Annotated in this window: 18 protein-coding genes and 1 pseudogene; 7 read left to right on the plus strand and 12 right to left on the minus strand. The window is 71.0% G+C overall.

What is annotated here, in order from left to right; all coding sequences use genetic code 11:
• Nucleotides 1–105: 105 nt before the first annotated feature.
• The 3 genes and pseudogenes from F1D61_RS21910 to dctP all read right to left on the minus strand — a co-directional run bounded on the left by F1D61_RS21910 (nucleotide 106) and on the right by dctP (nucleotide 3,138).
• Nucleotides 106–1,457: pseudogene (locus tag F1D61_RS21910) on the minus strand (TRAP transporter large permease).
• Complete coding sequence (locus F1D61_RS21915) at nucleotides 1,454–2,104, minus strand: TRAP transporter small permease (protein ID WP_203154203.1); 651 nt, start codon at nucleotides 2,102–2,104, stop codon at nucleotides 1,454–1,456. Before F1D61_RS21915 ends, F1D61_RS21910 begins: the two are co-directional and overlap by 4 nt.
• Nucleotides 2,101–3,138 (minus strand): TRAP transporter substrate-binding protein DctP, encoded by a 1,038-nt coding sequence (dctP, locus tag F1D61_RS21920; RefSeq protein ID WP_203154205.1) that lies wholly within the window; start codon nucleotides 3,136–3,138, stop codon nucleotides 2,101–2,103. Before dctP ends, F1D61_RS21915 begins: the two co-directional genes overlap by 4 nt.
• Nucleotides 3,139–3,313: 175 nt before the next feature.
• On the opposite strand from dctP, the gene F1D61_RS21925 reads away from it, so the two are divergent.
• The 3 genes from F1D61_RS21925 to msrB all read left to right on the plus strand — a co-directional run bounded on the left by F1D61_RS21925 (nucleotide 3,314) and on the right by msrB (nucleotide 5,766).
• Nucleotides 3,314–3,970 (plus strand): GntR family transcriptional regulator, encoded by a 657-nt coding sequence (locus F1D61_RS21925; protein ID WP_203159203.1) that lies wholly within the window; start codon nucleotides 3,314–3,316, stop codon nucleotides 3,968–3,970.
• Between the two features lie 133 nt (nucleotides 3,971–4,103).
• On the plus strand, nucleotides 4,104–5,264 hold the full coding sequence (locus F1D61_RS21930) for a YihY/virulence factor BrkB family protein (protein WP_203154207.1): 1,161 nt from the start codon (nucleotides 4,104–4,106) through the stop codon (nucleotides 5,262–5,264).
• 91 nt (nucleotides 5,265–5,355) lie between these two features.
• Nucleotides 5,356–5,766, plus strand: coding sequence for a peptide-methionine (R)-S-oxide reductase MsrB (msrB, locus tag F1D61_RS21935; RefSeq protein WP_203154210.1), 411 nt, complete (start codon nucleotides 5,356–5,358; stop codon nucleotides 5,764–5,766).
• A 232-nt stretch (nucleotides 5,767–5,998) separates the two neighbouring features.
• On the opposite strand, the gene F1D61_RS21940 is transcribed toward msrB, so the two are convergent.
• The 7 genes from F1D61_RS21940 to pdxH all read right to left on the minus strand — a co-directional run bounded on the left by F1D61_RS21940 (nucleotide 5,999) and on the right by pdxH (nucleotide 11,063).
• Entirely contained in the window at nucleotides 5,999–7,087 is a 1,089-nt protein-coding gene (locus tag F1D61_RS21940) for an SPL family radical SAM protein (RefSeq protein WP_203154212.1), read from the minus strand.
• Nucleotides 7,088–7,200: 113 nt separating this feature from the next.
• Nucleotides 7,201–7,464, minus strand: a complete 264-nt coding sequence (locus F1D61_RS21945; RefSeq protein ID WP_203154214.1) for a hypothetical protein — start codon at nucleotides 7,462–7,464, stop codon at nucleotides 7,201–7,203.
• Between the two features lie 195 nt (nucleotides 7,465–7,659).
• Complete coding sequence (locus tag F1D61_RS21950; protein WP_203154216.1) at nucleotides 7,660–8,094, minus strand: TIGR02301 family protein; 435 nt, start codon at nucleotides 8,092–8,094, stop codon at nucleotides 7,660–7,662.
• The gene (locus tag F1D61_RS21955) at nucleotides 8,091–8,555 is read right to left on the minus strand and encodes an NUDIX hydrolase (protein ID WP_203154218.1); all 465 of its coding nucleotides are present in this window, start codon (nucleotides 8,553–8,555) and stop codon (nucleotides 8,091–8,093) included. Before F1D61_RS21955 ends, F1D61_RS21950 begins: the two co-directional genes overlap by 4 nt.
• Entirely contained in the window at nucleotides 8,552–9,556 is a 1,005-nt protein-coding gene (locus F1D61_RS21960; RefSeq protein ID WP_203154220.1) for a hypothetical protein, read from the minus strand. The genes F1D61_RS21955 and F1D61_RS21960 overlap by 4 nt, the downstream gene beginning before the upstream one ends.
• The gene (locus tag F1D61_RS21965; protein WP_203159204.1) at nucleotides 9,549–10,271 is read right to left on the minus strand and encodes an SDR family NAD(P)-dependent oxidoreductase; all 723 of its coding nucleotides are present in this window, start codon (nucleotides 10,269–10,271) and stop codon (nucleotides 9,549–9,551) included. Before F1D61_RS21965 ends, F1D61_RS21960 begins: the two co-directional genes overlap by 8 nt.
• Nucleotides 10,272–10,454: 183 nt before the next feature.
• A complete protein-coding gene (pdxH, locus tag F1D61_RS21970; protein ID WP_203154222.1) occupies nucleotides 10,455–11,063 on the minus strand; it encodes a pyridoxamine 5'-phosphate oxidase in 609 nt (202 codons plus the stop codon).
• 159 nt (nucleotides 11,064–11,222) lie between these two features.
• On the opposite strand from pdxH, the gene F1D61_RS21975 reads away from it, so the two are divergent.
• The 4 genes from F1D61_RS21975 (at nucleotide 11,223) to F1D61_RS21990 (ending at nucleotide 15,175) form a co-directional block, all read left to right on the plus strand.
• Nucleotides 11,223–11,639 (plus strand): RT0821/Lpp0805 family surface protein, encoded by a 417-nt coding sequence (locus tag F1D61_RS21975; RefSeq protein ID WP_348649383.1) that lies wholly within the window; start codon nucleotides 11,223–11,225, stop codon nucleotides 11,637–11,639.
• 263 nt (nucleotides 11,640–11,902) lie between these two features.
• Nucleotides 11,903–12,832: a DnaJ C-terminal domain-containing protein gene (locus F1D61_RS21980; RefSeq protein ID WP_203154233.1), complete on the plus strand. Its 930-nt coding sequence runs from the start codon at nucleotides 11,903–11,905 to the stop codon at nucleotides 12,830–12,832.
• Nucleotides 12,833–12,978: 146 nt separating this feature from the next.
• Nucleotides 12,979–13,836 carry an enoyl-ACP reductase FabI gene (gene fabI / locus F1D61_RS21985; RefSeq protein WP_203154235.1) on the plus strand — a complete coding sequence of 286 codons (858 nt, stop codon included), beginning with the start codon at nucleotides 12,979–12,981 and terminating at the stop codon, nucleotides 13,834–13,836.
• Nucleotides 13,837–13,969: 133 nt separating this feature from the next.
• Complete coding sequence (locus F1D61_RS21990; RefSeq protein ID WP_203154237.1) at nucleotides 13,970–15,175, plus strand: pyrophosphate--fructose-6-phosphate 1-phosphotransferase; 1,206 nt, start codon at nucleotides 13,970–13,972, stop codon at nucleotides 15,173–15,175.
• Between the two features lie 51 nt (nucleotides 15,176–15,226).
• On the opposite strand, the gene F1D61_RS21995 is transcribed toward F1D61_RS21990, so the two are convergent.
• Together F1D61_RS21995 and F1D61_RS22000 are read right to left on the minus strand one after the other, a co-directional pair.
• On the minus strand, nucleotides 15,227–15,460 hold the full coding sequence (locus tag F1D61_RS21995; RefSeq protein ID WP_203154239.1) for a hypothetical protein: 234 nt from the start codon (nucleotides 15,458–15,460) through the stop codon (nucleotides 15,227–15,229).
• A gap of 106 nt (nucleotides 15,461–15,566) precedes the next feature.
• A complete protein-coding gene (locus tag F1D61_RS22000; protein WP_246775463.1) occupies nucleotides 15,567–16,448 on the minus strand; it encodes a lytic transglycosylase domain-containing protein in 882 nt (293 codons plus the stop codon).
• Between the last annotated feature and the right edge of the window lie 108 nt (nucleotides 16,449–16,556).

A 16,556-nucleotide genomic window follows, 5' to 3' on the forward strand; every position in this document is an offset into this window, starting at 1 on the left:
CGGCGCCGCTCTTTCGGAAGAGTGGGCTCCGCTGGGTCAGCGGAGAGGAGGGAGAAGCGCCGCACCCGCGCGGTGCCCGGCCGCGGCGCCCGCATGGTGGCGCCTCTACTTGGTCGAGGGCAAGAGCAGATCCGGCAGCCAAAGGGCGATGCCGGGGACGAGGCAGAGCACCAGGATCGCCACCGCCATCAGGATCACGAAGGGCAGGGTGCCCCAGATGATGTCGGAGAGCGGGATGTCGGGGGCGATGTTCTTGATGACGAAGATGTTGAGGCCGACCGGCGGGTGGATCAGCCCCATCTCCATGGTGATCGTCATCACGACGCCGAACCAGACGAGGTCGAAGCCCGCCTCGCGCAGCGGCGGGAGGATGATCGGCGCGGTCATCAGGATGATCGAGACCGGCGGCAGGAAGAAGCCGAGGCCCACGACCAGCAGCAGGATCGTCAGCAGCAGGAGCCAGGGCGAGAGGTGCATCGCCACGATCGCCGCGGCCGCGGCCTGCGAGATGTGGAGATAGCTCATCACGTAGGCGTAGAGCAGCGACATGCCGATGATCAGCATCAGCATGGTCGATTCGCGCAGGGTCGCGATCAGGATCGGGCTCACGTCCCGGGCGCGCCAGACGCCGTAGATCGCCGCGATGAGCGCCAGCGCCAGGAGGCCGCCCAGGCCCGCCGTCTCGGAGGGCGTGGCGTAGCCGCCATAGAGCGCCACCATCACGCCGGTGAGCAGGACCACGAAGGGCAGCACCCGCGGCAGGGTCGAGAAGCGCTCTGCCATCGAGTAGCGGTCTTCCGCCAGGATCGGATGCTCCGGCCCGCCGGTGACGTAGGCGGCGCGCGCCATGGCGAATTCGCGCCGGAAGCGCCAGACGGAATAGGCGGCGAAGAGCAGCACCAGGAGCAGCCCCGGGCCGATGCCGGCGAGGAAGAGCCGCCCGAGCGACTGCTCGGCCGCCACCGCGTAGAGGATCATCGTGATGGAGGGCGGCAGGAGGATGCCGAGCGTGCCGCCCGCCGCGATGATGCCGGCGGCGAATCCGCCGGAATAGCCGCGCCGGCGCATCTCCGGGATGCCGGCCGAGCCGATCGCCGAGCAGGTCGCCGGGCTCGATCCCGCCATGGCGGCAAACAGCGCGCAGGCGAACACGTTGGCGATGCCCAAGCCCCCGGGATCTTGTGCATCCAGGCATGCATCGCCGAGTAGAGGTCCTGGCCCGCCTTCGACCGGCCGATCGCCGCGCCCTTCAGGATGAAGAGCGGGATCGACAAGAGCGTGATCGAGGCCATCTCCTCGTAGACGTTCTGCGCCACCGTATCGAGGGAGGCGCCGGGCATGAAGGCCAGCATGAAGACGAGGGCCACCGCGCCGAGCGCGAAGGCGATCGGGATGCCGGCGAGCATCGCCCCGAGGGTGGCGCCCGCATAGAGCGTGCCGATGATCGCGGTGCTCATCGGGCGGACTCCGTCTTGTCGTGCTGTTTGGCGCGTTCGAGGTCGGGGCCGAGCCCGACCTTCGGATCGGCGAAGCCGGCGGCCTCGGGGCCGCGGGCGACGGCTTCCGCGATCTGGAGCAGGAATTGCAGCGCCAGGAGCGTCATGCCGAGCGCCATCAGCGAGTAGGGGATCCAGAGCGGCGGGCCCCAGGTCGATTGCGAGATCTGGCCGTCGACCCAGGCCTCGTGCAGCAGGGTCCAGCTCTTCCAGGCGAAGAAGGCCACGAAGCCGAGGCTGACCACGTCGGCAAGGAGCAGGCGCAGGCGGTTGACCCGCGGCGAGAGCAGCCCGGTCAGCGCCTCGATGGCGACGTGGCCGCGCCGGGCCTGGACGCCCGCCGCCGACAGGAAGGTGGCGCCGACGATGAGGAACACCGCCGTCTCGTCCTGCCACTCGGTCGGGACCTTCAGGACGTAGCGGATGACGACGCTGTAGCTCAGCACCAGGCAGGCGGCCACGAGGGCGACGCCGCCGAGAAGCAGGATCAGGCGGTTCAGGCCCCCCATCGCGGCGTCGATCGCCGCGAGCGGGCCGGGCAGCCGGGGCCGCGCCGCGGCGCGTTCCGGCTCAGGCCCGGCGGAGGCCGCGTCGAAGGCGTGGCTCACGCGACCGCCTCCGCGAGCTTCAGCATCTCGGCGCAGGAGGACGACTTCGCGGCGTAGTCCTTCCAGGCCGAGTCGCGGGCGATGTCGCGCCAGCGGTTCAGCGTCGCCTCGTCGAGGGTCTCGACCTTGGCGCCGGCCTTGGAGAAGATCTGCTCGACCCGGGTGTCGTCGGCCTGCGCGCCCTCCTGCCCGAAGGATTCGAGCTCGGCGCCGACCGCCATGATCAGGTCCTGCTGGTCCTTGGGCAGCCCGTCGAAGATCGCCTTCGACATCATGATCGGCTCGAGCATGAACCAGTAGGAGCGGCCACGGCCCGAGGTGAGCGACTTCGACAACTCCTCGAGCCGGAACGAGATCAGGCTGGTCGACGAGGTGATGACTGCGTCGCAGGCACCGGTCTGCATCGCGGCGTAGGATTCGTTCGACGGCAGGCTGAGGGTGGCCGCACCCGCCGCCTTCATCATCAGGTCCATCTCGCGCGAGCCGCCGCGGACCTTCAGGCCCTTGGCATCCTCCGGCCGCACCAGGGCGCGGTCGCGGCTCGCGACGCCGCCGGCCTGCCAGACCCAGGAGACGAGAACGATGTTCTTCGCCTGGAGGATCTCGGTGAGCTTGCGGCCGACCGGCGCCGTCTTCCAGGCCATCGCCTGGGGGTAGGAGGTCACGAGCGCCGGCATCAGCCCGATATTGGTCTCCGGCACCTCGCCGCCGGCATAGGGCAGCGGGTAGAGGCTCATGTCGAGCGCGCCCTTGCGCATCGCGCTGAACTGGGCGTTCGTCTTCATCAGCGACGAGCCGGGATAGACCTGGACCTCGATGGCGCCCTTCGAGCGCTCCTTCACGGCCGCCGCGAACTTGCGGCACATCCGGTCGCGAAAATCCCCCTCGTCGATCGTGCCGCCCGGGAACTGGTGCGAGAGCTTCAGCACCGTGGCGGCCTGCGCGGCGCGCCCGAGGCCGATCAGGGCGGGGGCGGCGAGGCCGGCGGCCAAGATGGATCGACGGGACAAGAGAGGGCGGCGGGTGAAGGCCATGGCGTTTCCTCTGGGGGGAGCGCGTCGGCTCCGGATTGTGCGTTCGGTGTGACGCGCGGTCAGGTTGAAGCCTGCCGTATTCTGCACTCAGAAGACGCCGATCTTGTATATTTTGTCAACCGCAGTGCATACTCACCGAAGGTGGAAGGCGGGATCGCACATGAGCCACGCCCAGATGAGTCACGCCCAGCGGCTGCGGCAGACGATCGAGGACGAGATCGTGGACGGGGTCCTGCGCCCCGGCGACCGGCTCGACGAGGTCCCGCTCGCCGCCCGCTTCGGGGTCTCGCGCACGCCGATCCGCGAGGCCCTGCTGCAACTCGCGGTCACCGGCCTGATCGAGATCAAGCCGCGGCGCGGCGCGGTGGTGAGCCTGCCCGAGCCGGCGCGGCTGATCGAGATGTTCGAGACCATGGCCGAGCTGGAAGCCGCCTGCGGCCGTCTCGCGGCGCGCAGGCTGACCGACGAGCATCAGCGCGAACTCACCGCGGCACTCGATGCCTGCCGGGCGGCGGCGGCAGCCGGCGAGATGGCGGCCTATTACGCCGAGAACGCAGTGTTTCACGCAGTGATCTACCGGGCCTCGCGCAACGGCTTCCTGTGCGAGCAGGCCGTGGGCTTGAGCCGGCGCCTGGCGCCGTTCCGGCGCATCCAGCTGCGCGCCCGCAACCGGCTGCGCCAGTCGCTGGCCGAGCACGAGGGGGCGGTGGAGGCGATCCTGGCCGGCGACGAGTCGCTGGCCGGCGAGCGCCTGCGCGCCCACGTTCTGGTGCAGGGCGACCGCTTCGCCGAGCTGATCCGCGGCCTGCCGGGCGGCAGCGCGGCGGCGTGATCCTGACGCAAGTCAACCCATTGACCTTGCGGCGCTTTCCTTGAGACGGAACGACCCCCGGAACGCCACGTTGTGACTCCGAGCGCCCACGCTTGCGGGCGCCCGCCGCGATCCTCCTGCTTCCGGTGCCGTGATGCCGCCCGAACCCCGCTCCGGTCCCGCCTCGTCCGGCGTGACCTCGACCCTCTGGACCGTGTTCCTCGGCCTCGCGCTCGTCCGCCTCGTCACGGCGCGGCGGGCCGAGGGCGTGACGGATGCGGCGCCGGACCCGACCCGGCATCTCGGCGGCGGCGCCAAGTCGTATTCCGGCCGTCCGGCGCAATGGGTCGCCGACACCGAGGTCGACCGCGGGCGCAAGGCCGAGACGCCGACGGAGATCCCGGCCAAGGGCTGGAAGGACGTGCTCTACCGCGTCTATCTCGAATACCAGAAGGACCGGGTGCTGTCGGTGGCGGCCGGCGTCACCTTCTACACCCTGCTGGCGATCTTCCCGGCGGTGGCGGCGCTCGTCTCGCTCTACGGGCTGTTCACCGATCCGAGCACCATCAACGACCACCTGTCCCTGCTCCAGGGCGTGCTGCCCTCGGGGGCGCTCGAGATCATCGGCGACCAGGTCAAGCGCATCACCGCCAAGGGCGGCACGACACTCGGCATCACCTTCTTCACCAGCCTCGCGATCTCGCTGTGGAGCGCCAATGCCGGCATGAAGGCGATGTTCGACGCGCTCAACATCGTCTACGAGGAGCAGGAGAAGCGCAGCTTCGTCCAGCTCAACCTGCGCTCTCTCACCTTCACCGTCGGCGCGCTGGTGTTCGTCATCCTGGCGATCGGTTGCATCGTGGTGCTGCCGGTGGCGCTGAACTTCATCGGCTATTTCGGGATCCGGATCAGCCCGACGGCGTGGTACATCGCGCTCCTGCGCTGGCCGGCCCTGCTCGCCGTCATGCTCTTCGCCCTGGCGCTTCTCTACCGCTACGGCCCGAGCCGCGACCTGCCGCGCTGGCGCTGGGTGACGCCGGGCAGCCTCACCGCCGGGGTGGTGTGGCTCGCCGCCTCGATCGGCTTCTCCTGGTACGTCGCGCATTTCGGCAGCTACAACGAGACCTACGGGTCGCTCGGCGCCGCGATCGGCTTCATGACCTGGATCTGGATCTCGTCGACGATCGTGCTGCTCGGCGGCGAGATCAATGCCGAGCTGGAGCACCAGACCGCCCGCGACACCACCGTGGGGCCCGAGGAGCCGATGGGCACCCGGCGCGCCCGGATGGCCGATACCGTCGGCGCTCCCGCGTGAGGGGTTACCGCGCCGCACCATCTCGCGCGACGCGGGGCCCACGACTATCTTGGGGTCTCGCCCATCACGGACGTGACGAGGAGAGGCCCCGATGGCCGCCAACGAGACCGGCACCGCCGAGACCCGCACCGAAGCGGAGTGGCGCCGGAACCTGACACCGGAGCAATACCGCGTGCTGCGCGAGCACGGCACGGAACGGGCCGGGACCAGCCCGCTCAACCACGAGAAGCGCACCGGCACCTTCGCCTGCGCCGGCTGCGGCCAGCCGCTGTTCGATTCCGCCACCAAGTACGAATCCGGCTCGGGCTGGCCGAGCTTCTATGCGCCGCTGGACGGCGCGGTCGAAACGCAGACCGACCGCTCGTTCTTCATGACCCGCACCGAGGTGCATTGCGCCCGCTGCCAGGGCCATCTCGGCCACGTCTTCGACGACGGCCCGGCCCCGACGGGCCTGCGCTACTGCATGAACGGGGCGGCGATGGCGTTCGAGCCGGAGGGGTGAGCTTTTCCTCGTTTCTGGCTCGACGCACGAGTTCGTTGTCATCCCACCCTCGACCTCATGCTGAGGTGTCAGCCCATCTCGGATGGGCTGACCTCGAAGGAGGGCTCCAGAAGTCTCTGCGATACCTGGAGCCCTCCTTCGAGGCTGCTGCAAGCAGCAGCACCTCAGGATGAGGGCGCTGGTGGGAGGATGCAGGTGATGTGATTGTTCATCGTCTGAAAGCAATCGAGCATTAAGTCCAGTAAAGCATTCGCGCCGCCGGCAGCCGCTCCGCCAAATCCCGCGTGATCTGCCCTCGCATCTCCCGCATCAGTTCGGCGGGAAACATGTACTTCACCGAGCCGAACTTGGTGAGCTTGCGGCTGCGCTCGTCCTCCCGCATCGGCAGATCGGAACCCGGATACCAGCCCTCCAGCACCTCCTTCGAGCCGGGGGTGAAGCGGTGGGTGATGAGTTCCGCCGTGAGGTCGAGATCCTCGACGCCGTCGAGCGCGTCGGCCGCCTGCGCGAACAGGGCGGCATAGGCCGCGCGCCAGTCCGGCACCGGCATGATTGGCGCGACCGTGAGCCCGACCGGATAGCCGGCCCGGGCGACCGCCCCCATCGCGGCGAGGCGTTCGCGCAAGGGGGCGGTGCCGCCCTCGTAGCGGGCGGCGGCCGCGGCGTTGACCGAGAAGCGCAGCCGCGTGCGGCGCCGATGATCCAGGTCGAGGAGCGGCGCGACCGCGGCGAACTTGGTGGTGGCGCGTAAGCCGACCGGGGCGTCCCAGGCGCCGAAATGCCGGATCGCCGCGGACAGCGAGCCGGTCAGGTGCTCGATCCCGAGGGGATCGGTGTAGCAGGACGCCTCGAAGGTGGTGCCCTCCTGGGCGCGCTCGGCACTCGCCGAGGTGACGCTGCCCTCGCCGAGGTAACCGGCGAGATTGGCCAGGATCTCGGGCAGGTTGGCGTAGACGCGGGTCACCGGCGGCCCCGACAGCGAGCCGGCGAGGTAGCAGTACTGGCAATGGGCCGGGCAGCCCTCGGCGAGGTCGACGCGCCAATCGGCGCTCGGCGGGATCGGCTGCAGCTTCAGCTTGGTCGGCGGCGCGACGACCACCGCGAGGGTGTTCTTCGCCTCGATATAGGCCCGGCGCGGGTCCGGGTGGCGCAACCCCGTGAGGCGGTTGCCGGGCAGCGCCTCGACCGGGAGGCCGAGGGACTCCGCCCGCGCCATGATCGCCCGCCCATGGGCGTGCTCCCGCGCCGCGGCGGTGACGACGACCCGGCGCGGGCGCCAGAGGCGGGCCGCGCGGGCGGGGGCGGGATCGTGGAGGGTCATGCCCCGCGAACGCGCGGGGGCGGGCGTTGGGTCCCGATCGTCGTCGGTCGGGACGGGAAGCGTTGACGCCGCGGATCAGAGCCGGGCTTGAGGATCAGTGCCGGGCTTGGGGATTAGTGCCGGGCTTGGGGCCGCACCGTGTAGGTGCCGCCGCGGATCCGCTCCGGAAAGCCTTCGGCGTAGCGGGCGGTGGCCTCCTCGCCGTAGGTCTGGACCAGTTCCTGGAACGCCGCGAACAGGGCGGCCTGGGCCATGCAGTCGCCGTCGAGCCCGTCGAGGCAGCCTTCGGCGAAGGCTTCGGAGACGTAGCTCAGGGCGGCGCGCTTCGCATCCTGGTCGGATTCGAGCGTGGGATCGTGGGTTTCGAAATCGGTCATCGACAGCCTTGAGATCGGGTCTCTGGTGAGAACGGCGGTCTCGGTTCCGCAGCGGCCTCGTGTGATGTCCCGATTCATAGGCCCTCGGCCGGCCCCGGGCCAGCAAGGAATTGCGAAGAGGTTAACGGCGCCACGAGAATGCCTCCCTCTTCGACACGGGCGCCACAGCGTGGCGGCCCCGCAACAGGCGGTTTCTTAACCTCCGAACCGGCCCGCGAGTGCGACCGACAGGCGCTCGCCCTCGGCGATGTAGCGGGTGGCGGCTTCGCCCGCGGAGGGCGTGCAGACCCGGTAGGTCACGGCGTAGCCGCCATAGCCGCGGTTATAGGCCCCGGCGAGGCGGTCGCGCCGGCCCGGGCTGGTGCCCTCGGCATCGAGCAGGGCCTTCATCCGGGCGGGCCATTCCGGCGCGTCGGGATTGCCGCACAGCTCGCGCAGGAAACTCAGGGCGCCGATGATCTCCGACAGGCGCAGGAGGTCGCGATCGTAGGGAGCCGGCGTGTCGACGGGCGGGGGCGGGGCGGGGGTCTCCTTCTCGGGCGGCTTTGCCGGCGCCTTCGGCTTGGCCTGCTGCGCGAGGGCCGGCAGCGCTGCGACGAGGCAGGCGGCCAGGATGATGGCGCGTCTCATGCCCCGTCCCCGATGACCGCGAGGGCTTGGGCGATCACCCCGTGCAGACCCTTGGTGGTCGGCAGGGCGTGCGCCTCCTCGGCCGTGACCCAGCGCAGGTCCAGGGCTTCCGGCCCGGTGGTCGGCTCCCCGGAAAGCCAGCGGGCGGCGTGGGGATGGATCACGAAATGGTGCAGAACCACGCCGTCGGCATCGCGCTCGATCACCTCCAGCGGCGTCAGCCCGGCTGCCACCTCGGCCACCACCCCGACCTCCTCGTGCAGCTCGCGCAGGGCCGCCTCGGCCAGGGTCTCGCCCGCCTCGACCTGGCCGCCCGGCAGGGTGTAGATCCCGCGCATCGGCTCCTGGCCGCGGGCGGCGAGAAGCACCCGGCCGTCACGCACTACAGCCGCGGATGCGGCGATGAAGGGACGGACGGGATAGCGGCGGCGCCAGGCTGGCTCCTCTGATCCGGCACTCACGGCCGTGCATCCCCATCCTGCACCGTGGCGAGCCGCCCATCGGCGAGGGCCACCACGACCCGGTCGCCGAGCACCGCGAGGCCGGCCCCGACCGGTGCCGGCAGGGCGACGCGGGCGCGCTCCGCCAATCCTCCCAGCGCGACATAGGCGAGGGCGGCGCGGTCGCGGCTCGCAACCACCAGTTCGCTGCCGAGGACGGCGCCGGGGGCGGAAAATCCCGTGCCGTCGGCGCTTTTGCCTGTGCGGACCGGTGTCCCGCCGGCGAGGCTCCAGTGTTCGAGCCGGCCCTCCTCGCCGCGCACCAGCACGGCGCCCGGCACCGGCCCGGGCAGCTCGGCGGCGAGCGCCAGGGGACCCGGCTCGGGGGGCGTCTCGGCCCGCACCCGCCAGACGCCGTCCTGGCGCCCGATCACCGCAAGGCCGTTGCCCTCCGGCCGTTCGCTGAGCGCCAGCAGGTTCAGCGACCCGTCGATCTCCACCGGCCGCAGGGTGTCGGCGGAGAAGACCGCGCCCACGCCCGGCGGCACCGTGGCGGTCGCCACCGGCACGGGCTTGGGATCGGCGCTCATCGTCACCTTCTGGCGCTCGCGCAGGGTCACCCCGGCGGCGCCGGGGCGCCCGTCCGGCCCCCGGCTCGGGCCCGACAGGTAGGCGCTGAGCGGCCCCGCCAGCACCCGGCGGGAGCCCGGCAGCGCGCCTTTCGGCGTCTCTCCGGCGGTCAGGCCCTCGATCGCGTCCAGGGGCAGCGGGACGGCCGTGACTTTGTCCCCCGCCAGCATCAGGATTGCGGCACCGGCCTCGCCCCACGCCACCGCGACCGGACCCGCCTTGCGCGGCAGCTGCGGCAGCCCGGCGGTGGTCACGGCGAGCGCCGCCTCGCTGCCGGCATCGCGCAATTGCGTCACCCGGAACGGCAGGTCGAGGAGCGTGACGCGCGGCTCGGCGGCGGCGGGCGATGCAAGGAGCAGGAGCGCGAGCGCGACGGCCGCCCGCTCAGACATGCTGGCCGCCGTTGATGTGCAGTTCCGCACCGTTCACGTAGGACGAGGCCTCGGTGCAGAGGAAGTAGATCGCCTTGGCGACCTCGTCCGGCGTGCCGAGGCGGCGCTGCGGGATCTGCGCCACCAGCTTGTCGGTGCCCGGCGACAGGATCGAGGTGTCGATCTCGCCCGGCGAGATCGCGTTCACCCGCACGCCCAGCGGCCCGAAATCCGACGCCATCTCGCGGGTCAGTCCGGCGAGCGCCGCCTTGGAGGTGGCGTAGGCCGCCCCCGCGAAGGGGTGGACCCGCGAGCCCGCGATCGACGTCACGTTGACGATCGAGCCGCGCGCCCGGGTCAGCTCGTCGCACAGGCCGCGGGCGAGCAGGATGGGTGCGAAGAAATTGACCTGGAACACCCGCTGCCAGTCGGAGAACGGGGTGCCGATGGCGCCCAGCCGCGCGCCGCCGGCCCCCTTCGGCGAGATGCCGGCATTGTTGACGAGCGCGTGCAGCAGCCCGCCCTCGGCCTCGAGCCGCCCGGCGACCTCCTTGACGGCGCGGACCGTGTCCTCCGGATCGGCGAGGTCGACCTGAAGATGGTCCTCGGGCCCCATCTCCCACGGGCAGTTCTCCGGGAAGGGATGGCGCGAGCAGGTGATGACGCGCCAGCCCGCCGCCGAGAAGCGCTTCACGGTGGCATGGCCGATGCCCCGGCTCGCGCCGGTGAGCAGCATCACGCGGCGGCGTTCGTTCGATTGGGCCACGGCCGTTCCTCAGGGATGTCCGGTGCGGGGCGCCGCCTCGAGGTGGCGCGGCGCGAAGAGCCCCAGGGTAGGGCTCCGGGCCCCGGAAATCCAGGGCTCGCAAGCCGGGGTTCGCCGCGCCGCAGCAAAGCGTGTCCGTCAGGGATGCTGGCGTCAGGGATACAGGCGGTTGCCCTCCCAGGCGTCGCCCCGCCGGGTGAAGCGCACCCGGTCGTGCAGGCGATAGGCGCCGTCCTGCCAGAACTCGATCGAGACCGGGGCGATGCGGTAGCCGGTCCAGTGGGGCGGGCGCGGCACGGTCTCGCCGGGAAAGCGCGTGCCCACCTCCTCGACCGCCCGCATCAGGGTCTCGCGGCTGTCGAGGGGTTGCGACTGCCGGCTCGCCCAGGCGCCGAGGCGGCTGTCGCGGGCGCGGGTGGCGAAATAGGCGTCGGCCTCGGCGTCGTCGACCTTCGTCACGGTTCCCCTCGCCCGCACCTGGCGGCGCAGGCTCTTCCAGTGCAGCACCAGGGCGGCGCGCGGATTGGCCGAGAGCTCCAGCCCCTTCATCGACAGGGTGTTGGTGTAGAACACGAATCCGCGCTCGTCGGCATCCTTCAGGAGCACGATGCGCACGTCCGGCAGCCCGTCGGCGTCGGTGGTGGCGAGCGCCATGGCGTTCGGATCCTCCGGCTCGGCGCCTTGCGCCTCGGCAAACCATTGCCGGAACAGTCCCCAGGGATCCGGGTTCTGGGTGAAATCATCTTTCGTTAACCCGTCCACGGCATCGTCCTTACCCAAGTGGCTGTGTGCCCGAATGGCCCCCAGCCCATGTGACAACCGGAGCCGGGGGCGGGCCGGCGTCGCATCCTCGTGCGTCGCGGCGGCCGCCCGGTCGTGAGAACAGGTGTAATGCGTTCGGGTGCGTGTAAAGTCGGTTCGGTGACGCTCGGGCTCGTCGTCGCGGCGGGCGCCCTGGCGAGCGTCCTGGCGATCGGCGGCTGCAGCCAGCCGCTCATCATGTTCGCGCCGCAGGTCGATGCCGCGCCGCCGGAGCCGGAGAGCACCGGCAGCATCGAGCCCGCGGCACCGAAGAGCTTCGGCCCGGACCTCTCGGGCGAGGATTGGCGCCGCGCCAAGGCGGCGCTCTCCGTCGCCCTGGACCCCCAGGGCAACGGCCAGCCGGTGAAATGGGACAATCCCGATTCGGGCATGCGCGGCATGGTCAACCCGACCGGGCTGCCTTTCGTGAAGAACGACGAGATCTGCCGCGGCTTCCTGGCCTCGGTGATCGGCCCGGGCAGCAACCGCTTCGTGCGCGGCACCGGCTGCCGCCCGTCGGGGGAGCCTGGGAACTGAAGAGCCTCAAGACCACGACGAAGCCGGGATAGGGCGGCGTCGAGGCGGAGCGTCCGTCGTTTCGGGAATGGCGTGGGTGTCTGCCTGGTCGCCCACCATGGCGCCGTCTCCGGAAGTGACGTACCTTCGACCTCTGCCGCTTCCGCCTGCGTTGCAATCCGGCAACACGGTCGCCAGATAGGGCTCAACCCATTCACGCAGGCGGACCCGCGCCCGGGCGCGTCGCACCGGAGCCGGGCCGCTCGAATCGCCATCGGATCGCCATGCGCAACCCATACGACGTACTCGGCGTGAGCCGCTCGGCCGACGAGGCGGAGATCAAGAAGGCTTTCCGCAAGCTCGCCAAGGCCTACCACCCCGATCGCAACAAGAACGACGCCAAGGCGCAGGATCGCTTCTCCGAGGTCAACCAGGCCTACGAGATCCTGGGCGACGCCAAGAAGCGCGAGCAGTTCGACCGCGGCGCCATCGACGGCGACGGCAAGCCCCGCTTCACCGGCTTCGAGGGCTTCGGCGGCGGGGCCGGCCGCGGCGGCGGCGGATTCGACTTCGAGTCGATGGCCCGCGCCCGTGCCGGGGCGGGCGGCGGTGGGGCCGGCGGCTTCGGCGAGGACATCTTCTCGCACCTGTTCGGCGAGGCGTTCCGCTCCGCCGGCGGGGCCGGGCGCGCCGCGCCGCAGAAGGGCGAGGACGTCGCCGCCGAACTGACCGTGACCCTCGACCAGGTCGCCAACGAGACCAAGCTGCGGCTCAACCTGCCGAGCGGCCGCGAGGTCGACGCGGTGGTGCCCAAGGGCGTGGTCGACGGGCAGGTGATCCGCCTGCGCGGCCTCGGCTATCCGGGCGCCCACGGCGCCGAGCCGGGCGATGCGCTCCTGACCATCCGGTTCGCCCCCGATTCCCGCTTCCAGATCGAGGGCTCGGACCTGCGCACCACGGCGGAGGTCGCGCTCGAGGATGCGGTCCTGGGCGGGCCGATCCGGATCCAGACCCTGACCGGCGCGGTCGAGATGAAGATCCCGCCGATGACCAGCTCGGGCCGGGTCTTCCGCCTGCGCGGCAAGGGCCTGCCGAAGAAGGACGGCACGAAGGGCGACCTGCTCGCCACCGTCGCCGTGACCCTGCCGGCGAATGCCGACGAGGCCCTGACCGAGTTCGCCCGCAAGCGCCGCGCCGCCGCGGCGACGAGCTGAGCGGACGGGGACGTTCACAGCATTACCGGAGCCGGCGCACTTCCGTCGCCCGCAGGCGTCGGTTAAGGAAACCGCTGGGGAGCCATGCACGGCCGGGTCCAACCGGCTGCCGCCGGCCCCCGTGGCGGCTGTTCTTTGGGTGACTCATGGCTGACTCGAACCGGGCACAGGTACAGGATGGCGGGCAGCCCCGCACCGGGCTTCTCGCCGGCAAGCGCGGCCTCGTGCTCGGCGTCGCCAACAACCGCTCGATCGCCTGGGGCATCGCCAAGAGCGCCCACCAGCACGGCGCCGAGCTGGCCTTCACCTACCAGGGCGAGGCCCTGAAGAAGCGCGTCGAGCCGCTCGCCCGCGAACTCGATGCCGCCGTCGTCGGCCATTGCGACGTGACCGACCCGGCCTCGATCGACGCGGTCTTCGAGGCCACCGGCCGGCATTTCCCGGAAGGGATCGACTTCGTCATCCACTGCATCGCCTTCTCGGACAAGGACGAGCTGACCGGGCGCTACATCGAGACCAGCGAGGCGAATTTTACCAAGTCGCTGCTGATCTCCTGCTACTCGTTCACGGCGGTCGCCCAGCGCGCCGAGAAGCTGATGCGCAACGGCGGCTCGCTCCTCACGCTGACCTATTACGGCGCCGAGAAGTGGATGCCGCACTACAACGTGATGGGCGTCGCCAAGGCGGCGCTCGAGGCGTCGGTGCGCTACCTCGCGGCCGATCTCGGGCCGCAGAAGATCCGCGTCAACGCGATCTCGGCCGGGCCGATCAAGACGCTCGCCGCCTCCGGCATCGGCGATTTCCGCTACATCCTGAAGTGGAACGAGTACAACGCCCCCCTGCGGCGTACCGTGACGATCGAGGAGGTCGGCGAGACCGCCGCCTACCTGATCTCCGACATGTCCCGCGGCATGACCGGCGAGGTTCTGCACGTCGATGCCGGCTACCACGTCGTCGGCATGAAGAACCCCGAGGCGCCGGATCTCAGCCTCGACAAGGACTGACCGGTCTCGTTCCCCGACGGCGTGTCCGGCGCGGAACGGGGATCCCCGACGACACGAAGGGGCCGGACCGGCGGCCCCCTCGGCGCCAGGCGGGCCCCACGGATGGGCCCGATCGCGCAACGCGGAGCCCATCATGCCCACGCAGAAGATCGCCATGCTCACCGCCGGCGGCCTCGCCCCCTGCCTGTCCGCGGCGGTGGGCGGGCTGATCGCCCGCTACACCGACCTCGCGCCGGAGGCCGAGATCATCGGCTACCGCAGCGGCTACAAGGGCGTGCTCCTCGGCGATTCCCTCACCGTCACCCCGGAGGTGCGGGCGAAGGCCGACATCCTCCTGCGCCACGGCGGCTCGCCGCTCGGCAACAGCCGGATCAAGCTCACCAACGTCAAGGATTGCGTGAAGCGCGGCCTCGTCCAGGAGGGGCAGGATCCCCTGAAGGTCGCGGCCGAGCAGCTCGCCCGCGACCGGGTCACGGTGCTGCACACGATCGGCGGCGACGACACCAACACCACGGCGGCCGATCTCGCGGCCTATCTCGAGGCGAACGGCTACCACCTGACCGTGGTCGGGCTGCCGAAGACCATCGACAACGACGTGGTGCCGATCCGCCAGACCCTGGGCGCCTGGAGCGCGGCGGAGCAGGGGGCGATCTTCGCCGAGAACATCGTCAACGAGCAGAGCGCCAACCCGCGCATGCTGATCGTCCACGAGATCATGGGCCGCAAATGCGGCTGGCTCACCGCCGCGACGGCCAAGGCCTATCGCGAGCGCCTGGACCGGACCGCCTTCCTGCCGGAATTCGGTCTCGACCGGGCGCACAAGGAGGTGGATGCGGTCTACCTGCCGGAACTGCCCTTCGACATCGCACGCGAGGCCGAGCGGCTGCGGGCGCGGCTCGATGCCAAGGACTGCGTCACGGTCTTCCTCAGCGAGGGGGCCGGCCTGGACGAGATCGTGGCCGAGATCGAGGCGCGCGGCGAAGTGCTGGGCCGGGACCCGTTCGGCCACGTCAAGATCGACATGGTCAATGTCGGCAAGTGGTTCGCCGACCGCTTCGCGCCGATGATCGGGGCGGAGAAGAGCCTGGTGCTGAAATCCGGCCATTTCTGCCGTTCGGCCGCGCCGAATGCCGACGACCTGCGGCTGATCCAGGGCATGGTCGACCTCGCGGTCGAGTGCGGCCTGAAGGGCGTCTCGGGCGTGATCGGCCACGACGAGGACCAGGGCGGCCGCCTGCGGGCGATCGAGTTCCCGCGCATCCGCGGCGGCAAGACCTTCGATCCGTCGACGCCGTGGTTCACCGCCTTGCTGGACGACATCGGCCAGAGCCACGGGTGAGAGGAGCCGGTGCCATCGGGCACCGGACCTGGCTGAAACTCCAGGTGTCGATCACGACCCCGTCGCGTCGAGCGGCGGGGCGACGAGGCCCAAGTCCGGTGCCGGAACCCGGCGAACGAAGGGCAGGACGTTTCCGGCGGTCGCCGGCAGCTCCGCCTCGGGCCGGATGCGGTGGGATCCCGCCGCGAAGGACATCCAGCGGACGATCCTGCCGTCGCCGTGCCGGGCCAGATGCCGCTCGACCCGCCTCCGCGCCCACCGGGGCACGCCATCGCCGAACTTCATGCGGCTTCCCTCCCTGTTCGCCCACCCTGCGACGGATGTCGCCAAACGAACGAAACAGGGGCGATCCCCGCCTGTCATCACCCATTTGGGTGACCTTGCGCCAACCTCAGGTTTTCAGCACGATGCAGGCGCCGCCGACGCCGCGGATGCGGCTGCACAGGGCCTCGGCGCTGGCGCGGGTCTCGGAGGGCACGCGGATGCGGTAGAAGGCCCGCGTGCCGCGGTGGCGCAGCCGCGTGCCGATGACCATCGGGCGCACGTCGCCGAGGATCGCGCTGTAGCGGTCGCGGGCCCGGCCGAAACTCGCGAGCGCGATCGACTTCGAGAAATTGCCGGCGAGCTGGACGCCCCAGGGGGCGAGCGCCGCGGCGGTCTCGGCGAAGAAGGTGTCGGTGCGGCCGCGGATGCGCAGGGCGGCCGTGACCTGCAGGCAGCGGGTGCCCTCGGGCTCGCTCAGGTCGCTCTTCGGCTCCGCCTTGGCGGCGGCGGCCCAATCCTCGGCGCTGCGCCCGGTGATCGCCGCGACGTAGGCGCGGGTCTCCGCCGGCAGGCCGCCGGTGCCCGACAGCCAAGCCGAGACGCGGCCGGGCCCGCCGTTATAGGCCGCCGCCGCGAGGCCGAGATTGCCGAAACGGCCGCGCAGGTCGATCAGGAACCGCGCCGCCGCCGGGATCGCCTGTTCGGGGTCGAACGGATCGACGAGGCCCCGCTCCTGCGCCGTGCCGGGCATGAACTGCGCCACGCCCTGCGCCCCGGCGCGGCTCACGGCGCTGGGCCGGAAGCTGCTCTCGCGCCAGATCAGCCGGGTGAGGAAGGCGACGGGCAGCCCCTTGGATTGTGCGGCGCCCTCGATCAGCCGGCACAGGGCCTGCTCGACCGTCTCCTCCTTGCTCTCGGCCGCACGGGCGGCGGGCGCGGGCGCCGTGGGGGCGGCCAGCGCCGGGACGGCGAGGGCGAGGGACGCGAGGAGGAGGAGCGTGCGGGTCACGGGCCCATCCTTAACCCGATTTGCTGAACGATTCGGTAGGCTGCGATCGTCGCGGGGGAGGATTCGGTCGCTCGATCGGCGTTTCGGGTCCCCGCATGGCGTGAGGCC

Source organism: Methylobacterium aquaticum, assembly GCF_016804325.1.
GTDB classification, from domain to species: Bacteria; Pseudomonadota; Alphaproteobacteria; order Rhizobiales; family Beijerinckiaceae; genus Methylobacterium; species Methylobacterium aquaticum_C.

Excerpts from the sequence above, each read along its gene's own strand:
- dctP (WP_203154205.1), bottom strand. The coding sequence starts at position 3,138 with ATGGCCTTCACCCGCCGCCCTCTCTTGTCCCGTCGATCCATCTTGGCC.
- F1D61_RS21925 (WP_203159203.1), top strand. The coding sequence starts at position 3,314 with ATGAGTCACGCCCAGCGGCTGCGGCAGACGATCGAGGACGAGATCGTG.
- F1D61_RS21930 (WP_203154207.1), top strand. The coding sequence starts at position 4,104 with ATGCCGCCCGAACCCCGCTCCGGTCCCGCCTCGTCCGGCGTGACCTCG.
- msrB (WP_203154210.1), top strand. The coding sequence starts at position 5,356 with ATGGCCGCCAACGAGACCGGCACCGCCGAGACCCGCACCGAAGCGGAG.
- F1D61_RS21940 (WP_203154212.1), bottom strand. The coding sequence starts at position 7,087 with ATGACCCTCCACGATCCCGCCCCCGCCCGCGCGGCCCGCCTCTGGCGC.
- F1D61_RS21945 (WP_203154214.1), bottom strand. The coding sequence starts at position 7,464 with ATGACCGATTTCGAAACCCACGATCCCACGCTCGAATCCGACCAGGAT.
- F1D61_RS21950 (WP_203154216.1), bottom strand. The coding sequence starts at position 8,094 with ATGAGACGCGCCATCATCCTGGCCGCCTGCCTCGTCGCAGCGCTGCCG.
- F1D61_RS21960 (WP_203154220.1), bottom strand. The coding sequence starts at position 9,556 with ATGTCTGAGCGGGCGGCCGTCGCGCTCGCGCTCCTGCTCCTTGCATCG.
- F1D61_RS21965 (WP_203159204.1), bottom strand. The coding sequence starts at position 10,271 with ATGCTGCTCACCGGCGCGAGCCGGGGCATCGGCCATGCCACCGTGAAG.
- F1D61_RS21980 (WP_203154233.1), top strand. The coding sequence starts at position 11,903 with ATGCGCAACCCATACGACGTACTCGGCGTGAGCCGCTCGGCCGACGAG.
- fabI (WP_203154235.1), top strand. The coding sequence starts at position 12,979 with ATGGCTGACTCGAACCGGGCACAGGTACAGGATGGCGGGCAGCCCCGC.
- F1D61_RS21990 (WP_203154237.1), top strand. The coding sequence starts at position 13,970 with ATGCCCACGCAGAAGATCGCCATGCTCACCGCCGGCGGCCTCGCCCCC.
- F1D61_RS21995 (WP_203154239.1), bottom strand. The coding sequence starts at position 15,460 with ATGAAGTTCGGCGATGGCGTGCCCCGGTGGGCGCGGAGGCGGGTCGAG.